Below are 21,873 nucleotides of genomic sequence, written 5' to 3' on the forward strand. Positions count from 1 at the left end.
TGATTAATTCAATCACAAATATTTTTGCCTACATCAATAGATTTCATGTGTACCTAACGAGCCTGTAGATTAACTCGTTTTTTAATTTGTTTTTATTGATAAACAAACCATAGCTGAGTTCCTATTTTGGTTCAATCGATTACTATATTTTTACGCAGAATATAAAAAGAGTTTGGTGTTGTTTTAATTGGCGTTTTAGAAGGGATTACGGGTGGTTGAGTAGCTTTAATTTAGGTTAAAAGGGCTTACCCTTCTTAATGCATCGTGTTTTGCAGCTTTTCTATATTATGAACAAGGCAATACAGTTGCCATTGCGTATTCACTTTCATTTGACCTCGTAAGGTCAATTTATTCATGCCTTTATTCATCGTAATATTCCGCTTTTTATTTAAAGGAAAGCCGGTTTAATACAGCCGAGTCGTTTGCCATTCTTTAATAAACAGCTATCGTAGCCCGATTGGGCTGTCTATTTTTACTTTCATTTGTCTACATAGCTCAGCTTTTTGCGTGATTCATTATTTATAATAATGCACTCTTCATACTGTTTTTGTTGGCTTTTTTCTTAATGATTAGGATGGGTGTCATCTTAATCATTTTACTCGTCGATGCTCGTAAGATTGACCAGTAAAACGGTCTTCCCCACATAAAAATGCACGTCGAACGCAACGTGATATACAGTGGTAGTACTTTGTATCAACTAAACTTACTTGACGCTTTCTTGCGATAGCCATAAGACACTCTGCTTACTTTTCACACTGCATAAAGGCTAGCCTTTAACTTCGGAAAGTGCAAAATTTATAGTGGGTGTCTTGTTAATTCATCTTGTTAATTCAACGATAGTGGGTGTCTTGTTAATTCAACGAATTTGTTTATTGGTTTAGAATTGACCGTCAATGTATGAAACGGTCAAAAAGAATACTATTGCCTATTGACAGAATTAAGGCTCATATGTGTTAGCAGTACAATTCACTATATTTTTTACGAGCATAAAACGAAAAAACCGTGAACACAAGTGCTCACGGTTTTGAATTTGTTTAGCGTTGTTAATTAAACGAACGTAAAAGTTTTATAAAAAATTAACTAAGTTCTTTAGTTGAATAAGTCATAATAATAATCCTTGAATTAAAATAAACAAAGCTGATAAATTGAGTTTAGCACAGCATTACTTGCTTAAGCAAATTATAAACCCTTGCCCCTTCAGCATAAGTCCAGGATGTCTTTCGGTAAATTCTGATGAATTATTTCGCCCATCAATAGTATCAAACTCCTCTAGAGTACCTGTTGAATTAAAGGCAGCTTTTATTCCTGTACCGTTTGATGAAAAAGATATTTCTGGTTTTAGTGTGTGCTTCCCAGATACTAATATAATGTATGGTTCATAATCAAGGCATATCTCTCTAAGCATTACTCTATGAATTTGATATTGGGTATTGCCCTCTAAATCCAATTTATACTTGATGTTAAGTTTATCTTCTTTAGCTAATTCATCAGTCTCAATATCAGCACCTGTTATCTTGTCCATACAACAGGTGGTTCCAACTTTAAGAGAGTTGATTTGGTACTTCCATCCAGCTCCAATGGGCATTCCTGCGTTAAAAACATAAGGCATTCTATTTAATGAACGATCTTTAGTTGTTACTGTTATTTTAGTTGTTTCGATTATTTTTACTAATCGTTTATCTTCATCAGCCCATGATGCATCCATATGTTGGGAGTATGCGCTGTAAAACAATTCACCTTCCTGTGGTATATATTTACGAACAGATGAATTTTCCAGTATGCCCTTTAAAGAGGGATTATGCTTTTCAATTGAAACTTCGACTAAGTTATTCCAAACACTGTCAAAATTTTTATCTTTTGATAGAAACTCTTTAGAAGATAAAATTTCACTTAATGTTTTTTTAACAATACCTCGGACAGAAATCCACCTTGTGAATGAAGCAAAAACACTTGAAAAAACGATTACATTCCCAAGAAGTAAGGACTCAGCTTTAAAACTAAAGTTGGGTAAAAGGTGCCCAGCCAATAAAACGGTAATGCCTAAGAAAAATACAATAACAAACCAGTTATCACATATCGACTTTAAAAAATTAAGGAATATCTCCCATGCGTGCTTTATATCCATTAAAACCAAACTGTTTTATAAAATAAGTGCCTATAGGCTAAAGAATTTATTGCATGAATTCAACTATCGAAGCGTTAAATATTGCCAGAATTCAAAAGTACTGCTAACAATTTTGTCTACGACATTTGTCGCTTTATAAACCGACAAATGTCCATGTATTACAATGCATTTAACTTAACCATCAAATAAATAAATGTAAATTATTAGTTAACTGGAAATTATTTTTAATCAATGCACAAATACACCGAAATGGTGGAGATCAGTAATATTGGACAAAACAACAAGCACTGTCTATATATACAGTTAACTTTTACTAGAGATTCATATCATGAAATCACCTTTTTTAACTATGATAGCCGAACAAATGTATCTAAAGCGTTATGCTAAAAGTACTATTAAAGCGTATTTATACTGGATAGCTTCGTTTATTCGATTTAACTCTATGAGGCACCCAACAACGATGGGAGATAATGAGGTCGAACTTTTTTTAAATTACTTAGTCAATCAACAAAATGTTGCTCCTAAGACCCAAACACAAGCCTTAAATGCGTTGAGCTTTTTATTTAAAGAAGTGATTAAAAAGCCACTCTTATTAGGCATTTCTTAAAACAAAAAAGCACAGCTCGTTTGAGCTGTGCTTCCAATAATTAAATGAGAGCTGACAAGTTACAAACGAATACCGCCGTCTATTTCAACCACGCGACCGGTAAAAAAGTCGTTTTCGATTATGTATTGTGCGGTATGGGCAATTTCGTCGCTTTCACCTAAGCGCCCTACTGGCGTTACTGCAAGCATACGCTGTTTCGCTTCGGGCTTCATGGCGTCGGTCATGGCGGTGCTTATAACACCTGGTGCAATAGCGCCTACACGTATACCAAATCGACCAAGTTCTTTAGCCCATGTGGTGGTAAGTGCCACTACGCCTGCTTTTGATGCCGCGTAATTTGTTTGGCCTATGTTACCTGCGCGCGCTACGCTCGACATATTAACTATAACGCCGCCTTTGCCTGATTCAATCATGTGGCTTGCAGCTTCCCGCCCTGCTAAAAACACACCGGTCAGGTTTACATCAATCACTGATTGAAATTGCTCAAGAGACATTTTTTTTTATGACTTTACCGTCTTTAGCTTTTATAAACATGCCGTCGCGTAAAATACCGGCGTTGTTTATAAGCACACCAATGTGGCCAAAATCGCTGTTGATGGTATTAAATACGTTTTCTACTTCGCTCTCATTTGTTACGTTTGCGGCATACCCTTTTATATTGCTAGTTACACCTTCAAGCTGTGTGAGTTCTTCGCATGCGGTGTTTAATAAGTCTTGTGCCATATCTATTAAAGCAATGTTAGCACCCATAAGTGCAAACTTTTGCGCCATTGCAAAGCCTAAACCTTGTGCGCCACCGGTTATTACTACCGTGTTATTTTTAATTTTCACGCGTTACTCCTACTTAGAAAACAGTTTAAAAATGGCACTAAAGTCATCACTACCCGCACCTTGGTGCTGTAGTATAGTGTATAAATTTTTAGCCATTGAACCCATAGGGGTTGATGAATTACTTTGCTGCGCGGCTTCCATGGCAAGGCCTAAATCTTTAGCCATTAAATCGACCATAAAGCCAGGTTTGTAATCGTTACTAGCAGGGGCTGTATCCATTACACCTGGGCAAGGGTTGTAAAGTTCGAGCGTCCAGTTTCGGCCAGAACTTGCGGTCATGATGTCGCTAAGTACTTTAGGATCGAGGCCGTTGTTAATACCCATTTGCAGTGCTTCGCTGGTGCCTGCCATTAAAATACTGAGTAGCATGTTATTACATATTTTTGCTACTTGCCCTGCGCCAATATCGCCTGCATGAAATATGTTTTTACCCATATCACTCAGCACTGTATGTGCTTTATCGAACGCGGCTTTTTCGCCGCCTACAATAAAAGTAAGTGTACCTGCAGTTGCGCCTGCAACGCCGCCCGATACCGGTGCATCTACAAAGCTTATGCCTTGTTTGCCAAGTGCACTGCCTACAGTGCGTGCTGATTCTGCATCTATTGTTGAGCAATCAATTACTAATGTATTTTTGCTTAGCACGTTAATTAAACCGCTGTCGTCGTTATTACCTAAGTAAAGCGATTTAACATGTTTGCCTGCAGGTAACATACTAATAAGTATGTCAGCATTTGTTGCGCACTGCTTTGCATCAACTGCGGCTTTTGCACCTTTGCTTGCAAGTTCATTTACGACCGACTGGTTTAAATCGAACACGCTAACAGTATGCCCAGCTTTAATTAAGTTAGCCGCCATAGGGCCGCCCATATTACCTAAGCCGATAAAACCAATATTGAGTTTAGTCATCGTCTTTCCTTTATTTGTGTGTTGGCGTGTCTAAGCCATTGAGTGGGTGGTTTTCGCCAAAGCGATTAGCAAAAAAGCTGTCGATTATTGTTTGTGGGACATCACTAAGTGTTTTGTACTGCCAATTAGGCGCGCCGTCTTTATCTATTAATAACGCCCTTACACCTTCTTGAAACTCACCGACTTCGCCAGCACGAACCGACATACCCAGTTCCATTTTAAAACACGTTAATAAGCTTTTGCCTTTACTTGTTTTTAATTGTTCACTAACGAGTGCGCAGCTTAGTGGGCATCCGTGTTTTAGTGACTTTTGGGCGCGTTGTAGCCATTTATCGTCAGTGGTTAGTCCTAAAATATAATCTACCTGCTCCTGCAAAGTTGTAAACTCACCCAGCTTTTGAATCGTTTTGAGATTAGCTTTTACATTGCCTTTTGGCATACGCGCAGATTGGTTGTCTAAATCGGTTAATAACTTAGTTAAACGCTCATGATTTAAGCTTGCGGTTTTGCCCCATTTAGCTGCTAAAATTTGCGCAAGCATGACATCATATTTAGTGCTGTCGATAAAGTGATCGGCAAGCGATACAAAACGCGCGTCGTCGCAGTTAATTGATGCCGACGTTAACCCTAAAAATAACCCGACGTTTTGTGGCATTTTATGTAAAAAGTAACTCCCGCCTACATCTGGGTATAAACCTATGGTTTGCTCTGGCATGGCAATGCGTGATGTTTCAGTTACGACGCGATGGCTAGCACCGGCCATTAGCCCTAAACCGCCGCCCATTACTATGCCGTTACCCCAAACGAGGATAGGTTTATCAAAGGTATGAATAAGATAATCAAGCTTGTACTCAAGCGTAAAAAACTCTTCAACTAAGCTTGTTGGTTTACCTTGCGCCATTGCATGATGAAGGCTTACAACATCGCCGCCTGCACAAAATGCTTTATCGCCTGCGCCTTTTAACAACACCATTGCAATAGCATCATCGTCTTGCCAAGCTCGCAATTGCGGTTCAAGTAACTTGATCATCTCAAAATTAAGTGCATTTAAGGCTTTTGGCGCGTTGAGTGTAATAAGCCCAATTAAACTGCCATTTTCTGCGGTTGCGGTTTCAAATACCACGGGCTCATCGGCGCTATTTAATAATGTTAAAGCACTCATTAGCCGTTTACCCAGTTAGCGCGGCGTTTTTCTAAAAAGGCATTTACGCCCTCTTGTTGATCTTCGGTATCAAATAAATCAACAAATAACTCGCGCTCAAGAGGTAATACACTTGCCATTGGTTGATGGCGCCCTTTTTGAATCAATGTTTTACATGCTGCAACTGAGGTGGGGCTTTGATCGGCCACTTGGTTGGCAAGTTTTAGTGCTGCCGCAAAGCTTTCACCTTGTGGTACTACTTCTTCTACTAAGCCAATTTGCAAGGCTTTATCAGCTTTTAAGCGCTCGCCGCATAAAATCATCCGTTTTGCCCAGCCTTCGCCTACAAGCCATGCTAAATTTTGTGTGCCACCCGCACAGGGTAATAACCCAACTTTAGCTTCAGGGAGCGCCATTTGTGCTTGCTCTTCTGCTATGCGAATATCGCACGCAAGCGCAACTTCTAGCCCGCCGCCCATTGCATAGCCGTTTATGGCCGCAACCGACACGCCTCTAAAATTAGTCAATGCTTCAAATGCTTCACCAAATACCCGCGACATATCAGCGGCTACGCCTTTATCGCCACCAGCAAATACGTTTAGGTCGGCACCTGCGCTAAAAAACTTCTCGCCTTCACCAGTCAGTACTAATGCATAAATATTTTTATTATTATTAAGCTCATTAACGGTATTTTTTAAATCAACTAGGGTGTCTTTTGTCCAGGTATTTGCAGGCGGATTAGACATCGTTAAAATAGCAACATGACCTTCGGTTGTTAGTTCAATACTCGGATTAGATTTAGATTCTGACATACATTGCTCCTTATAAAACGTCGTTTGCTGACTCAGCTAAAATTCGGCGCGCAATAATTACACGCATAATTTCGTTAGTGCCTTCTAAAATTTGATGAACGCGTACGTCACGTACATGGCGCTCAAGCGGGTATTCTTTTATGTAACCGTAACCACCATGAATTTGCAGTGCGTCGTTACACACGGTAAAGCCAACATCAGTAGCAAAGCGTTTAGCCATGGCGCAGTAAGTGGTTTTTTCAACGTCGTTATTATCAAGTTTAAATGCAGCAAGCCTAACCATTTGGCGCGCAGCTACAAGCTCGGTGTTCATATCGGCAATTTTAAATTGCAATGCTTGAAACGCAGCCAATGGTTTACCAAATTGTGTACGTTCTTTTAAATATTCACGGGCGGTATTAAGCGCCGCTTGCGCTGTACCAATTGAACATGTGGCAATGTTAATTCGGCCGCCATCAAGGCCTTGCATCGCAAATTTAAAGCCTTCGCCCTCTGCGCCTAATAAGTTATGCGCAGGAATGCGTACATCTTCAAAGCTAATTAGGCGTGTTGGTTGTGCGTTCCAACCCATTTTTTCCTCAGCTTTGCCGTATTCAACGCCTTTTGCGTCGGCAGGCACTACAAATGCCGAAATACCCGCAGCGCCTTCGCCGCCTGTACGTGCCATTACAACTAATACTTCGGTTTCGCCCGCGCCCGATATAAATATTTTTGAGCCGTTAATAACGTACTCATCACCTTCAAGTACGGCTTTTGTTTTAAGTGATGCGGCGTCTGAACCCGACCCTGGCTCTGTTAAACAGTAAGAGGCAAGTAACTCGCCCATTACTAATTGCTCTACGTATTTGTCTTTAACTGCATCGGTACCAAAACTTGCTACCATCCAGGTAGCCATATTATGAATGGTTAACATGGCCGTTGTTGCGGTACAGCCCATAGCAAGCTGCTCAAAAATAATGCTCGAATCTAAACGTGATAAACCAAGGCCGCCCGCTTCCTCTGGCGTGTATAAACCACAAAAACCAAGCTCGCCTGCTGCTTTAATCGTGTCTTTAGGAAAAATATGTTCGCGATCCCACTTTGCTGCATGGGGCGCAAGTTCTGACTCGGCAAATTGGCGTGCTGTTTGAGCAAAGGCTTGTTGATCTTCTGATAAGTTAAAGTCCATGGTAGACCTCTTTAATTGTGTTAGTTGTGTTGTTAGTGTTTCCCGTTACAGGGATAGTTTGTGACGAGCGGCGAAGGCTTATGTGTGTGTTGTGTGTGAAGTAGCCTTCGCGCCCATCTTTTTTATTAATTATTCTTTTATTTACTCATTTTTTAATTACGATTATTTTAAGTTAATACTCATGTTTGGACCCGACGCAATGTCGTCTTCAAACCAACGTGATGTAATCGTTTTAGTTTCTGTATAAAAACGAATACCTTGTTTACCGTACGTGTGAGTATCGCCATAAAATGAGCCTTTCCAACCAGTGAACGAAAAGAACGGAAGTGGCACCGGAATTGGCACATTAATACCTACTTGGCCTACTTCAATTTCGTGTTGGAATTTACGAGCCACTGCGCCGCTTGAGGTAAACAACGAGGTGCCGTTACCGTAAGGGCTGTCGTTAATAAGTGCGATTGCCTCATCAAGCGTGTCTACAAACATACACGCCAGTACTGGACCAAATATTTCTTCTTTGTATAAATCCATCTCTTTGGTTACATCGGTAAATAACGTTGGGCCAACCCAGTTACCTTGCTCATACCCTTCAACCGTAAAGTCAGAACCATCAATTAAACAGGTAGCGCCTTGCTCTTTACCACCGGCAATGAGTGATAAAATACGTGCTTTTGCTGCTTTTGATGTTTGTGGACCGTATGCCGCGTTTGCATCATCCCACACGCCTGGGCGTACATTTTCAAAGCCTGCTTTAATTTCATCTACCCACTGACTTGCTTGACCTACAAATACAGCAACAGAAATACCCATACAACGCTGGCCAGCAGCACCGACCGATGCGCCTACTAAGTTATTTACAACGTGCGATTTACTTGCATCAGGCATAATAACCATGTGGTTTTTAGCACCAACACACGCTTGCACACGTTTAAGATTTTGTGTGCCTTTAGAATAAATATAAGCACCTACACCACACGAGCCAACAAACGAAATAGCACGCACTGCCTTATCTTCTAATAGGCGGTCTACTTGTGGTTTTGTACCGTGAACAACTTGTAATACGCCTTTTGGTGCGCCGGCTTCAATAAATAGCTCAGCTAAGCGCATTGGTGTAAGTGGATCTTGCTCAGACGGTTTTAAAATAAAGGTGTTACCACACACAATAGCCAGCGGGAACATCCAAAGAGGGATCATTGCAGGGAAGTTAAACGGGGTTACGCCCGCGCATACGCCAAGTGGCTGCATGTAAGAATACGTATCGATTTTACGCGCTACGTTTTCCATTGTTTCACCCATCATTAATGATGGTGCGTTCGCTGCTTGTTCTACTACTTCAATACCGCGCCAAACATCGCCTTTTGCATCTTCAAATGTTTTACCCAACTCGTGACAAATAATGGTAGCAAGCTCATCGTGATGTTCTTTTAATAGCGCAGCGTACTTCATCATAATGCGAGCACGTTCAGTAATTGGTACGTCTTTCCATGTTTTAAACGTCTCAGAAGCTGAGGCAATTGCCGCGTCCATTTCTGATTCTGTGGTACATGGCACTTGTGCAAGTACTTCTTGAGTTGCTGGGTTTATAACATCGATAAGCTCTTTAGACGCTGATTGAATAAATTCGCCATTAATAAGTAGTGGTACTTGGTGCATGATTAAATCCTAGTGTGTGAGTTGTGAGTTCTCTTTTAAAATTGGTAGCGCCGCTTTGTTAGTATTATTAGTGCAGCGCTTTTATAGTTATTCGTGTAAGTATTCGTCTAGCTATTGATGTAACTGTAATTAGTAAGCTTCTACGGCCATAGCAACCGCTTCACCGCCACCAATACATAAAGACGCAATGCCTTTTTTAAGGCCTCGGTTTTTAAGGGCATGAATTAGCGTTACTAAAATACGCGCGCCGCTTGCACCAATTGGATGACCCAATGCACATGCACCGCCGTTAACGTTTACTTTGCTTTCATCAAGTTTTAACTCGTTAATAGCCAGCATGGTTACCATGGCAAATGCTTCGTTAATTTCCCAAAGGTCAACATCGTTTACAGCCCAACCTGCTTTTTCAAGCACGCTGTTCATAGCCCCTACTGGCGCTACTGTAAATTCACTTGGTTTTTGAGAATGCGTGCTGTGCGCCACAATTTTACAAAGCGGTGTTAAGCCCTGCTCTTTTGCTTTTGATTCGCTCATTAATATAAGCGCTGCGCCACCGTCTGAAATTGACGATGAATTAGCCGCTGTAATAGTGCCGTCTTTTTTAAAGGCTGCACGTAAGGTAGGAATTTTTTCTGGGCGAGCGTTACCTGGTTGCTCATCAATCGATACTGTTACATCGCCTTTGCGTGTTTGCATCGTATGCGGTGCAACTTCGTTATCAAAGCTACCATTTTGTATCGCGGCTTTAGCTTTACTTAATGAGCCTAATGCAAACGCATCCATTTGCTCGCGGCCAATGCCGTATTCATCGGCGGTGTCTTGTGCAAAACAACCCATAGCTTTGTTGTCGTAAGCGTCTTCAAGGCCATCGCTCATCATGTGATCTTTTATTTCGCCATGTCCCATGCGCATACCGCCACGCGCTTTTGGAATAAAGTACGGTGCGTTTGTCATGCTTTCCATGCCACCGGCAATAGCAGATTGAATAGAGCCGGCTTTAATTAAATCGTTTGCAAGCATGGCCGCTTTTAAACCAGAGCCACATACTTTGTTAATTGTTGTAGCGCCAGTGCTAAGTGCAAGGCCTGCTTTTAACATTGCTTGTCGTGCAGGTGCTTGTCCAAGGCCTGCTGGTAATACGCAGCCCATAATTACTTCGTCTATTGCATCATTAGCTAAACCAGTTTGTGCAAGTGCGCTGGCAATGGCGGTAGCGCCAAGCTCGGTAGACTGCGCATCACTTAACGCTCCCATAAAACCACCCATTGGGGTGCGTTTTGCTGCTACAATTACCACTGATTCTAAAGTCATAACTAACTCCATTGTATTTATATGCAAATAGTTGTTAGTATATTTGCTCTATTAATTTAGTATTCATTTATTGTTTAATACCCTTACACAATACTAACGTTTACGCCAACGTCAACTAAAAACAGCTTAATTTTTAGTTTTATAAGTGTAAGGATTATTTTCCATCGGTTAGACTACACTGACAAAATAAAAATAACCCATTGAATATTAATAATATAAATCAACACCTCGCTTAAACATCCCTTTATAAATAGTTTCAAATCACACCAAGCTTTACCTTTACGTAAACTTCACTTATATTGGAGTTATTCGAATGAGGTAAATACAATTATGAAACCAGATAATCAAACAAACTTTGCAAGCTCAGCCAAAATGCCGGCCAGTAATGAACAAACATTTAGCATTAGTGAACTCGCTAAAGAATTTGACATTACAACCCGCTCTATTCGCTTTTACGAAGACCAAGGGTTAATTACTCCAGAACGTAATGGTCAAACCCGTATTTATTCAAAACGCGATAAAGTGCGTTTAAAACTAATATTACGTGGTAAGCGCCTTGGCTTTACATTGGCCGAAACAGGCCGTTTGTTTGAACTGTACGACGCAGATAAATCAAGCGCTAAGCAGTTGGTTACTATGCTTGACCTTATTTCAGAAAAAAAAGCAGACCTATCTCAACAAATGGACGACATTAAAGTTGTTCTTATGGAGTTGGTGACGGCCGAGCGCCGCTGCAGAGACACGCTTAATAAAATAGACGAGTAAGTTTATTAAATAACAACACACTGACAACACACACGTCACACAGGAATGAATCATGAGCACTATTTCACTATATAAAGAAATGAACTTTGGCCTTGGCGAAACCGCCGATATGATCCGCGACCACGTAAACAGTTTTGCAAGTCAGGAGATTGCCCCGCTTGCTGAAAAAACGGACTTAGATAACGCTTTTCCAAATCAACTTTGGACTCAAATGGGCGAGATGGGCGTACTAGGTATGACCGTATCTGAAGAACTTGGCGGCGCCGGTTTAGGTTACTTAGAACATGTTATTGCTATGGAAGAAATAAGCCGTGCTAGTGCCTCTATAGGATTAAGCTATGGAGCACATTCAAACCTGTGCGTTAATCAAATTAACCGTAACGGGTCACAAGCTCAAAAAGAAAAATACTTACCAAAGCTTATTAGTGGCGAGCACATTGGTGCTCTTGCAATGAGCGAGCCTAATGCGGGCTCTGACGTTGTATCGATGAAACTCAAAGCCGAAAAAAAAGGCGATAAGTACATTTTAAACGGTAATAAAATGTGGATCACCAATGGCCCAGATGCACACACATTAGTTATTTACGCTAAAACAGATTTAAACGCCGGCGCTAAAGGTATTACCGCGTTTATTGTTGAGAGCAACTTTCCTGGTTTTTCAACAGCGCAAAAGCTCGACAAACTGGGCATGCGCGGCTCAAACACCTGTGAGCTAGTATTTGAAAACTGCGAAGTGCCAGAAGAGAATATTTTAGGTAACTTAAACGAAGGCGTTAAAGTACTTATGAGTGGCCTTGATTACGAACGCGTAGTACTTGCAGCTGGCCCGCTTGGCATAATGCAAGCGTGTATGGACATAGTGGTGCCGTATATTCATGAGCGTAAACAGTTTGATACCCCGATTGGTCAATTTCAGTTAATTCAGGGCAAAGTAGCCGACATGTATACACAAATGAATGCTGCCCGCTCATACGTATATACGGTAGCTAAAGCGTGTGACCGTGGTGAAACGACCCGTAAAGATGCCGCTGGTGCAATTTTATACGCAGCTGAGCTTGCAACTAAAATGGCACTTGATGCGATTCAAATTTTAGGTGGCAATGGCTACATAAACGAATACGCAACGGGCCGCCTTCTTCGTGACGCTAAATTATACGAAATTGGTGCAGGTACATCAGAAATACGCCGCATGCTTATTGGCCGCGAACTTTTCACTGAAAGCCGTTAAGGATTAAACCATGACGATTTTAAAATCGAGCGTTAATCCTCACGATCCAACGTTTGTGCAAAACCATAAAAATATGTCAGCGCTGGTGGATGATTTACGCAGTAAAGTAGCAACAATTAGCCAAGGCGGAGGCGCTGCATTAAAAGAGCGCCACGAAGGCCGTGGTAAATTATTTGTACGCAACCGTATAAGTACATTAATTGATGAAGGCTCACCGTTTTTAGAAATTTCGCAATTTGCTGCCTTTGGTGTGTACGAACAAGCAATACCTTGTGCAGGCGTTGTAGCCGGTATTGGCCGTGTTAAAGGCGTTGAATGCATGATTATTGCAAACGATGCCACGGTTAAAGGCGGTACATATTTTCCGCTTACCGTTAAAAAGCATTTACGCGCACAAGACATCGCAGAGCGCTGCCACTTACCGTGTATTTATCTTGTAGATTCGGGCGGTGCTAACCTGCCTGAGCAAGATGATGTATTTCCAGATAAGTTGCATTTTGGTCGTATTTTTTACAATCAAGCCCGTATGTCGGGTAAAGGTATCCCACAAATTGCCGTGGTAATGGGATTATGTACCGCAGGTGGTGCGTACGTACCTGCAATGGCAGACGAAAGCATTATTGTAAAAGATCAAGGCACTATATTTTTAGCCGGTCCGCCGCTTGTAAAAGCAGCAACGGGCGAAGAAGTAACCGCCGAAGAGCTTGGCGGTGCCGATGTGCACTGTAAAGTGTCGGGTGTTGCCGATCACTTTGCTGAAAACGATGCTCATGCGCTGTCTATTGCGCGCCAATGTATTGAGCGCATTAACTACACACGTCCGACCGCCCCTCTTCTAGAGGATGTAAAGCCACCTCGTTATGATATTAACGAGCTTTACGGCATTGTAGGCACCGACCTTAAAAAGCCATTTGATGTACGCGAAGTAATAGCGCGCACTGTAGACGACTCATCATTTGATGAATTTAAACGCTATTTTGGTGAAACGCTCGTCACCGGTTTTGCCAGCATTTATGGCAACCCCGTTGGCATAGTGGCTAATAACGGTATTTTATTTAGTGAGTCGGCGCAAAAAGGCGCGCACTTTATTCAGCTGTGTGCTCAGCGCAATATTCCTTTAGTATTTTTACAAAATATTACCGGCTTTATGGTGGGTAAAAAATACGAAGCCGAAGGCATTGCAAAGCACGGCGCTAAAATGGTGATGGCGGTTTCGTGTGCTGATGTGCCTAAATTTACAGTACTTATTGGCGGCTCTTACGGCGCAGGTAACTACGGAATGTGTGGTCGTGCATTTGAACCAACCATGATGTGGATGTGGCCTAATGCCCGTATTTCGGTTATGGGCGGCGAACAAGCAGCCGGTGTAATGGCGCAAGTTAAACAAGATGGTTTAGCACGCAAAGGTCAAAGCATGAGCGAGCAAGAAATCAGTGACTTTAAAAAGCCAATTATTGACCAGTACGAAGAGCAAGGTCATCCGTATTACGCCAGCGCACGCTTGTGGGATGACGGTATTATAGACCCTGTCGACACGCGTAATGTATTAGGGCTTGCGTTAACAGCTGCGAATAACGCACCAAAACGTGATTCGAAATTTGGCGTATTTAGAATGTAACCGGAGCGCAAAATGTCAGTAACACTACAAATAACAAAATCTAATGTGGCTGTACTTGTGTTAAGCCGCCCAGAAAAAAGAAACGCATTTAACAGTGAAGTAATACACGAGCTGATCCAGTGTATTGAACATGCAAATACGCTTGATATTCGTGCTTTGGTTTTAAAAACAGAAGGTAAACACTTTTCAGCCGGTGCCGATTTAGCTTGGATGAAATCGATGGCGGATAACAACTACGCCGATAATCTAGCTGATTCAATGCAATTAGCTAAATTAATGCAGGTATTAGCAAGATCCCTTCATCCTACAATTTGCGCTGTGCAAGGTGCTGCTTTTGGTGGTGCTCTGGGCTTAATAGCCTGTTGCGACATAGCCCTTAGTAAAGACGATGCACAATTTTGTTTAAGCGAAGTAAAGCTTGGTCTTATTCCGGCGGTTATTAGTCCATACGTCATTAAAGCCATTGGTGAGCGTGCTGCTCGTAGGTACTTTTTAACGGCTGAAGTGTTTGATGCACATACTGCTAAACAACTTGGTTTAATTCATCAAGTAACCGGTAATTTAGACTGTGCGGTCGATAATATGCTGCAAACACTAATTGATAACGGACCTGTTGCAGTAAAAGCCGCAAAAGCATTAATTAACGATGTAGCAAATAAACCAATAACCGATGAACTCATTGAGCTTACCGCAGAGCGTATTGCAAAAATTCGCGTATCTGAAGAAGGTCAAGAAGGGCTAACTGCTTTTTTTGATAAACGCTCACCCGCTTGGCAACTGTAGGATTGATTATGAACACACAACGATTACAAAAAATACTGATTGCCAATCGTGGAGAAATTGCGTGCCGTGTAATGCGCAGCGCAAAACAAATGGGCTTAACCACGGTCGCGGTTTATTCTGATGCAGACAAACATGCTCAACACGTAAAAATGGCTGACGAGGCTTACCATATTGGTGCTGCACCAAGTAAAGATTCGTATTTAGTAGCAGACAAAATTTTACAAGTTGCCAAAGACTGCGGCGCTGATTGTATTCATCCTGGTTACGGTTTTTTATCTGAAAACAGCGAATTTGCTAAAGCCTGCGAAGCTAACAACATTGCGTTTTTAGGGCCACCAGCAAGTAGCATTGAAGCTATGGGGTCTAAAACCCGCGCTAAAGAAATAATGGCAGCTGCTAACGTGCCTTTAGTACCTGGTTACTACGGTGATAAACAAGACCCTGCTTTTTTACAAAGTGAAGCTGAAAAAATTGGCTACCCTGTACTCATTAAAGCGGCCTTTGGTGGCGGTGGTAAAGGCATGCGCGTTGTACAAAATGCCAAACAATTTATGAGTGCACTTGAGGGCGCACAACGTGAAGCGATTGCCGGTTTTGGTAACGATTTAGTATTGCTTGAGCGCTACGTAAACCAGCCTCGCCATGTTGAAGTGCAAGTATTTGCGGATAACCATGGTAACTGTGTTTATTTAGGCGATCGTGATTGTTCTTTGCAACGTCGTCATCAAAAAGTAATTGAAGAAGCCCCTGCTCCGGGTTTATCTGACGAACTACGTAAAGAAATGGGTGAAGCGGCTGTACGTTGTGCATTGGCTATAAATTATAGAGGCGCGGGTACGGTTGAGTTTTTACTGTGTGGCGATGAATTTTTCTTTATGGAAATGAATACGCGCCTTCAAGTAGAACACCCAGTGACCGAAATGGTAACCGGTGTAGATTTAGTCAATTGGCAAATTAATATTGCGGGTGGGCAAACATTGCCACTGACACAAAGCGATATTCAATTGCAGGGTCATAGCTTTGAAGCGCGTATATACGCAGAAGATCCAGCTAACGACTTTATCCCGTGTTCGGGCACTATTGAAGCGTTACACACACCCCTTAACAGTGAATTTGTACGCATTGATACAGGCATTGCACAAGGCGACGAAATTAGCCCGTTTTACGATCCGATGATTGCAAAACTTATTGTGCACGACGACAATCGCGAACAAGCCTTGAGCCGTTTACAACACGCCCTTGAGCAATTTCATTTAGCGGGTTTTAGCACTAACATTGGCTTTTTACACAACTTAGCAAGCCACCCTATCTTTAAACAAGGTGCGCCAAGTACACACTTTATTGCTGAGCAAGGTGATTCGTTAGTTACTGTTGATAAATCGTTATTACAAGCAAGTCAGCTTATTGGTGCGTTTGCCTATTTAGAATCGTTAACTAATACCCAAAATACACAAAACAGTGCAAGCCCGTGGCAACAACTGAGTGGTTTTACACTCAATGCACCGCAAGTAATTAAAGTCCCTTTTGCCGATTTACAGCTAAGCGCTATAAAAACGGCCAAGGGCTACAGTATTACGCATAATGAGGATGTATTTAACCTACAAGGCACATTAAATAGTGGTCTTTGCACTGTATTTATTAATGGTGAAAAACATAGCGCGCACGTAACTACGGTAGGTAATAATACTGTTGGCAATAGTGTGACAGTGATGAATAAAGCACTGCAAACTAAGTTTGAGCTAGTTGATAAACATTACATTAGTTCGCACGAAAGTGAAGCACTGCCACTTGCCGCGCCGCTTAATGGCACGGTAGTAAAGCATTTAATCGACATTGGTAGCACAATCACCAAAGGCGATGCGGTTGTTATTATCGAAGCCATGAAAATGGAATACACGCTTAACGCACCACACGACGGCATTTTAAAAAGCTACTGTTTTGGTGAAGGCGAATTAGTAACGCATGGCGCTCTGCTTGCGATAGTAGAAGATACAACTGAGGAAGGTGCATAATGAGTGCCTTTCCAAGTAAAGTACGTATTGTTGAAGTTGGCGCGCGAGACGGTCTACAAAACGAAAAAACAGTAAGCACTGCCGATAAAGTAGCGCTTATTAACGCCCTAAGTGCTGCAGGTTTGAAAGATATTGAAGCTGGCGCGTTTGTCTCCCCTAAGTGGGTGCCACAAATGGCAGACTCAGCGGATGTAATTTCAGCGCTAGATTTACCCGATGTAAATTTAAGCGCCCTTACCCCTAACTTAAAAGGCGCACATGCAGCGCACGCTGTCGGCATTAAAGAGTTTGCTATATTTACCGCTGCGAGTGAGTCGTTTTGTCAAAAAAATATAAACTGCTCAATTGATGAAAGTATTGAACGCTTTAGTGAAGTAATGGCGTTTGCTAAAGCTAATAATATTCGTGTACGTGGTTATGTAAGCTGTGTGCTAGGTTGCCCCTATGAGGGTGAGATCGACCCGCAAGCAGTATTAAGTGTATCGCAAAAGCTATTAGATTTAGGCTGTTACGAAGTAAGCCTTGGCGATACCATAGGTGTTGGCACCGCAAAAAAAGTAACGCAATTAATCGAGTTACTTTTAACGCACATTGATAAAGCCAAACTTGCCGTGCATTTTCATGATACATACGGCCAAGCGCTAACAAATATTTACGCAGCTTTAAGTCTAGGTATAGCAACGGTTGACGCGGCAGTTGCAGGCCTTGGTGGCTGTCCTTATGCTAAGGGGGCGTCAGGAAATGTTGCCACCGAAGATGTAGTTTACTTACTGCAAGGGCTTGGCATTGAACACTCAATTGATTTACAAAGGTTAAGTGACGCTGGCTGGGAAATAACCAAAGCACTTGGTAAGCAACCTGTGAGCAAAGTATCTGTGGCACTACACACTAAATAACCTGAGCTCTGGGTAATAAATCTATCTCGAGCAGCTATTTTCAGCACTAACTGCGTTGAATTTACTTGCAATAGGCCAGCTATTGACGCGTAAATTCGCCTTGTTTTCACTGAAAATCTCTGGCTAGAGAAAATAAACTTAAATATCACCCTGATTCATATGTTAGTAAATCTCTTAACCAGAGTTCAGGTTAAATGGCTATCTTATAAAATGATGATTAAAGATAATTAACAACAAATAGCACACAATGAGGAGAAACTCATGGCCGGTTTTGATAAGGTAGTTTCTAGTTACGAAGCTGCAATGGAAGGATTAAAAGACGGCGATACCATTATTGCCGGTGGTTTTGGTTTATGTGGTATTCCTGAGGGCTTAATTAAACAAATTAAGCACATGCAAACAAAAAACTTAACTGTAGTATCTAATAACTGTGGTGTTGATGACTTTGGTTTAGGTATTTTATTACAAGACAAACAAATTAAAAAAGTAGTTGCCTCGTACGTTGGCGAAAACGCCCTATTCGAGCAGCAGTTATTAAGTGGCGAAATTGATGTAGAGCTTACGCCTCAAGGCACACTTGCTGAAAAAATGCGAGCTGGTGGCGCGGGTATACCTGCGTTTTACACCGCCACCGGTTACGGTACTCCAGTTGCAGAGGGCAAAGACGTAAAAGAGTTTAATGGTCGCCCGTATATTTTAGAAGAATCTATAACGGGTGAATTTGCTATTGTTAAAGCGTGGAAAGCCGACCGCTTTGGTAATTTAGTGTTTAGACACACCGCCATGAACTTTAATCCAATGGCTGCAACAGCAGGCAAAATTACCGTTGCCGAAGTAGAAGAAATTGTAGAACCGGGTGAGCTTGAGCCAAGCCAAATTCATACCCCGGGTATTTTTGTAAATCGCGTTATTAAAGGCAGCTTTGAAAAACGCATTGAACGTGTAACAACACGAGATTAAGCAGGAGCATAATTATGGCATTATCACGTGAACAAGTTGCAATGCGCGTTGCACAAGAACTTCAAGATGGTTACTACGTAAATTTGGGCATAGGAATTCCGACACTCGTCGCAAACTATGTACCAGATGATATTGAAGTTATGTTACAGTCCGAAAATGGCCTTTTAGGCATGGGCCCGTACCCCACTAAGGCAGATCTAGACGCCGATATGATTAACGCGGGTAAAGAAACCGTGACAGCAGCCAAAGGTGCAGCCATATTTAATAGTGCAGATAGTTTTGCCATGATACGTGGTGGTCATGTAGACTTAACCGTTCTGGGTGCATTTGAAGTTGACCAGAACGGCAACATCGCATCGTGGATGATCCCTAAAAAGCTGATTAAAGGCATGGGTGGCGCGATGGATTTAGTCGCTGGCGCGAAAAATATTATTGTTACTATGACCCATGCAAGTAAGCATGGTGACTCTAAACTATTAGAGGCCTGCTCTTTACCGCTTACTGGCGTTAATTGCGTAAAAAAAATAGTAACAGATTTAGCCGTATTAGAAGTTAAAGACGGCGCATTTCATCTATTAGAACGTGCTCCGGGCGTATCTGTTGATGAAATCATTAGTAAAACAGCAGGTAAATTACTTGTTGACGGTGAAGTTCCAGAAATGGTTTTTTAGGCTTTAGCTTAAAAATAACGCTTTACCCTGTACCGACCTCATTCCCAGTGCCAATGGCGCTGAGTTACCCAAAATCCCTCGCAAGAGGGATTTTTTTTGTCCTTTTGCATTATTTTTAGGCTAATTCATACATCTGTAGTAAATTTTTATCTATAATAGTTGCATAAATAGATGATTAGTTAGCTAGAGCATTTGCACTACTTTGTTGTTATCATGCACCACTTTTGTGAACTTGCTCTATGAGTAATTTTAACTTGTTGAAATTACTAATATTACTAACTGGTTCGATTTTTGCCTATACTAGGCTATACAAACAACTTAATACTGGAAAACATGCAAACTCCTATTCGTGGCCTTCGATCTTTTTGCTTTGCAGCAAGAAGCCTAAGTTTTAAGCATGCAGCTAATGAGCTGTACTTAACACCTTCGGCAGTAAGCCATCAAATAAAACAACTTGAAGAACAGCTTGGTATTGAACTTTTTCAGCGTAAAACACGTTCAATAAGTTTAACAACAGCTGGTAAAAACTTTTTTGATGCCGTATCTCCTATCATTACCATGTTAGAAGGTACCATTAACGAGTTTAGTCAGATGCAACAAAACACTAATTTAACAATTACCTTGCCTGAGTTTTTTGCAAGCGAACTACTTATGCCTAAATTAAGTGAGTGGACGACAGAGCATCCTAATATTAATTTACAAATGGATACGCTTAAAACACGCAAAGAAATAACACGGCATAGCGATTTATCTATTGTATTGTCCTCTAGTAAACCTACTGAAGGCTTAGTAACTGAATTATTTAATCTTGAATATATCCCTGCGTGTAATGAAAAACTGCTCAACCAGTGGAAAAATGATCATCGTAAAGCATTAAACCAAGTTCCGCTAATTCTACATAAAGCGCGTCCTTGGGCGTGGCATCAATGGGCTGAAAAAGCAGGCATTGATGACTTTTCTCCTTCGCAAATTATCCAAATAGACAGTATGTTTGGTGTAGCACGTGCTGCGCAGCAAGGCATGGGCATTGCGCTTATTCCACTGCCAATTAGTCAAAGTTGGTTAGATGAGAAGTGGCTGTATAAATTATTTGAACAGCCTTTAACAACTAAAGATAAATACTACTTAGTACAACACGAATCCAACACACCTAATCACCCACTTGATTTATTTGCGAAGTGGGTTGTAAATACGTTTAGAAAAATCCAAGAATAACCCCCGATTAGACGAATTCAGTAATACAAGCTACTGTGTGTTGTATTACTGAATTCGTCTAATATCAACCTGCATAAATCTTTGATCAATTTAACGAATTAAATTGCACTATAACGTCGTTAAAATTTTTTTATTTACGACTGCATGGATGCAGGAGGTAGAGCAATGCAGGGAGCAATTGCCGAGAACAACTAGATACAAAAATTTTTGCCTAGTTCTAGCGTAATTTTCTTAACGTTAAATAGACCCCATATATAAGCAGATTGGTATAACTCCCTGCAATTTTAATTGTTTTTTATTTAAATACATAAACTTAGCCATGAACACTAGACTAAAGTCTATAGTTTAATTTTTTTCACCCATTGGTTTCGTTTTTATCGTTTGTCGAAAATAAGGTTAAATACTAAAGTTACATTATAAGCTCGAAAAAATTCAATTTAACTGTTTCATAAAGAGTAATAAATGCAACTTTTTGGGTTTTAGTGACTCAAATGTTGCAGTTAAAAGAATCTTATATTGTGTGTGTAAGATGTTGTCAGTGTGAAAAGCAGTTCAAGTTAGGTGGTGACTTAGCTTGAACTGTTTTTATTCTTGGCTCATACCACATGATTTGTAATACAAGACTACGAAATTGTAGCAAGCAGAATCTTTATATTGTGTGTGAAGATATTGTCAGTGTGAAAAATAGTTCAAGTTAGGTGGTGACTTAGCTTGAGCTATTTTTATTTACTTGCAACTACATAATATATATAGAATATAAGTTAAATACTTTAGGAACTGTTATCTCAAAAGATTTAATTTTCAACGGCATGTTTTATTTTTAGGCAAAACAAAACTTATAATGTGTTGATATTAGCCATACATAGCCGTTCACAAAGTATAAGTACCAAACCTTGCGCCACGATTTCCCCCCCACTAGATAGAACGAATTTAATCTTAAAAGCTCAACAGCCCCTATTAAACCCTAGTAAGTTAAAGCTTACTAGGCCGTGTTGACCTTTCGTGGTTGAATTTGCAGCAGGATGTTTGTTTTTTAGGCAAGATAGAGCCTATGTAGTGTGGTTATTCCCCATAAATAGGCGATAACGCAGCATAAATACCAAACATGCGCTGCCCTTTGGGTTCTTTTTAGGGGCGATTAACTCTTTGTTGCCTACATGGATGTCAT

18 protein-coding genes and 2 pseudogenes are annotated in these 21,873 nt (G+C 41.1%); 10 read left to right on the forward strand and 10 right to left on the reverse strand.

Translation table 11 applies throughout. The annotated features are described in order from the left end of the window. Positions 1-254: 254 nt before the first annotated feature. The 3 genes and pseudogenes from P20495_RS22785 to P20495_RS13270 form a co-directional block, all read right to left on the reverse strand. Positions 255-368, reverse strand: coding sequence for a transposase (locus P20495_RS22785; RefSeq protein ID WP_008135242.1), 114 nt, complete (start codon positions 366-368; stop codon positions 255-257). A 231-nt stretch (positions 369-599) separates the two neighbouring features. Next, positions 600-731 (reverse strand): annotated as a pseudogene (locus P20495_RS21955) (transposase); the annotation flags it as partial. A 431-nt stretch (positions 732-1,162) separates the two neighbouring features. Next, positions 1,163-2,125 (reverse strand): hypothetical protein, encoded by a 963-nt coding sequence (locus P20495_RS13270; RefSeq protein ID WP_008135246.1) that lies wholly within the window; start codon positions 2,123-2,125, stop codon positions 1,163-1,165. Between the two features lie 328 nt (positions 2,126-2,453). On the opposite strand from P20495_RS13270, the gene P20495_RS20375 reads away from it, so the two are divergent. Continuing rightward, positions 2,454-2,732 (forward strand): phage integrase N-terminal SAM-like domain-containing protein, encoded by a 279-nt coding sequence (locus P20495_RS20375; protein WP_083829649.1) that lies wholly within the window; start codon positions 2,454-2,456, stop codon positions 2,730-2,732. Positions 2,733-2,791: 59 nt separating this feature from the next. Here the strand turns inward: P20495_RS20375 and P20495_RS20380 are convergent. The 7 genes and pseudogenes from P20495_RS20380 to P20495_RS13240 form a co-directional block, all read right to left on the reverse strand. Further along, a pseudogene (locus P20495_RS20380) lies at positions 2,792-3,563 on the reverse strand (SDR family oxidoreductase). A gap of 9 nt (positions 3,564-3,572) precedes the next feature. Further along, positions 3,573-4,472: a 3-hydroxyisobutyrate dehydrogenase gene (gene mmsB, locus P20495_RS13265; protein ID WP_008135254.1), complete on the reverse strand. Its 900-nt coding sequence runs from the start codon at positions 4,470-4,472 to the stop codon at positions 3,573-3,575. Between the two features lie 10 nt (positions 4,473-4,482). Further along, positions 4,483-5,634 (reverse strand): enoyl-CoA hydratase/isomerase family protein, encoded by a 1,152-nt coding sequence (locus tag P20495_RS13260; RefSeq protein ID WP_008135255.1) that lies wholly within the window; start codon positions 5,632-5,634, stop codon positions 4,483-4,485. After that, entirely contained in the window at positions 5,634-6,425 is a 792-nt protein-coding gene (locus P20495_RS13255; protein ID WP_008135257.1) for an enoyl-CoA hydratase, read from the reverse strand. Before P20495_RS13255 ends, P20495_RS13260 begins: the two co-directional genes overlap by 1 nt. 10 nt (positions 6,426-6,435) lie before the next feature. Continuing rightward, the gene (locus P20495_RS13250; protein ID WP_008135259.1) at positions 6,436-7,593 is read right to left on the reverse strand and encodes an acyl-CoA dehydrogenase family protein; all 1,158 of its coding nucleotides are present in this window, start codon (positions 7,591-7,593) and stop codon (positions 6,436-6,438) included. Positions 7,594-7,755: 162 nt separating this feature from the next. Further along, on the reverse strand, positions 7,756-9,246 hold the full coding sequence (locus P20495_RS13245) for a CoA-acylating methylmalonate-semialdehyde dehydrogenase (RefSeq protein ID WP_007376568.1): 1,491 nt from the start codon (positions 9,244-9,246) through the stop codon (positions 7,756-7,758). Between the two features lie 129 nt (positions 9,247-9,375). After that, entirely contained in the window at positions 9,376-10,557 is a 1,182-nt protein-coding gene (locus P20495_RS13240; protein WP_008135263.1) for an acetyl-CoA C-acyltransferase, read from the reverse strand. 330 nt (positions 10,558-10,887) lie between these two features. Between P20495_RS13240 and P20495_RS13235 the strand changes: the two genes are divergently transcribed. From P20495_RS13235 to P20495_RS13195, 9 genes are all read left to right on the forward strand, one after another. Beyond that, the gene (locus P20495_RS13235) at positions 10,888-11,322 is read left to right on the forward strand and encodes a MerR family DNA-binding transcriptional regulator (protein WP_008135264.1); all 435 of its coding nucleotides are present in this window, start codon (positions 10,888-10,890) and stop codon (positions 11,320-11,322) included. 52 nt (positions 11,323-11,374) lie between these two features. Beyond that, entirely contained in the window at positions 11,375-12,550 is a 1,176-nt protein-coding gene (locus tag P20495_RS13230) for an isovaleryl-CoA dehydrogenase (protein WP_007376571.1), read from the forward strand. A 10-nt stretch (positions 12,551-12,560) separates the two neighbouring features. Then, entirely contained in the window at positions 12,561-14,168 is a 1,608-nt protein-coding gene (locus P20495_RS13225; RefSeq protein WP_008135266.1) for a carboxyl transferase domain-containing protein, read from the forward strand. A gap of 12 nt (positions 14,169-14,180) precedes the next feature. Continuing rightward, positions 14,181-14,951, forward strand: a complete 771-nt coding sequence (locus tag P20495_RS13220; RefSeq protein WP_008135267.1) for an enoyl-CoA hydratase/isomerase family protein — start codon at positions 14,181-14,183, stop codon at positions 14,949-14,951. An 8-nt stretch (positions 14,952-14,959) separates the two neighbouring features. After that, positions 14,960-16,963: an acetyl/propionyl/methylcrotonyl-CoA carboxylase subunit alpha gene (locus tag P20495_RS13215; RefSeq protein WP_008135268.1), complete on the forward strand. Its 2,004-nt coding sequence runs from the start codon at positions 14,960-14,962 to the stop codon at positions 16,961-16,963. Beyond that, a complete protein-coding gene (locus P20495_RS13210; RefSeq protein ID WP_008135269.1) occupies positions 16,963-17,859 on the forward strand; it encodes a hydroxymethylglutaryl-CoA lyase in 897 nt (298 codons plus the stop codon). Before P20495_RS13215 ends, P20495_RS13210 begins: the two co-directional genes overlap by 1 nt. 261 nt (positions 17,860-18,120) lie before the next feature. Further along, complete coding sequence (locus P20495_RS13205; RefSeq protein WP_008135270.1) at positions 18,121-18,819, forward strand: CoA transferase subunit A; 699 nt, start codon at positions 18,121-18,123, stop codon at positions 18,817-18,819. Positions 18,820-18,833: 14 nt separating this feature from the next. Continuing rightward, entirely contained in the window at positions 18,834-19,490 is a 657-nt protein-coding gene (locus P20495_RS13200; protein ID WP_008135271.1) for a 3-oxoacid CoA-transferase subunit B, read from the forward strand. 333 nt (positions 19,491-19,823) lie between these two features. After that, positions 19,824-20,705 carry a LysR family transcriptional regulator gene (locus tag P20495_RS13195; protein ID WP_008135272.1) on the forward strand — a complete coding sequence of 294 codons (882 nt, stop codon included), beginning with the start codon at positions 19,824-19,826 and terminating at the stop codon, positions 20,703-20,705. Positions 20,706-21,873 lie beyond the last annotated feature (1,168 nt).

The organism is Pseudoalteromonas sp. BSi20495, assembly GCF_000241185.1.
In the GTDB taxonomy this organism is placed as follows: Bacteria; Pseudomonadota; Gammaproteobacteria; order Enterobacterales; family Alteromonadaceae; genus Pseudoalteromonas; species Pseudoalteromonas fuliginea.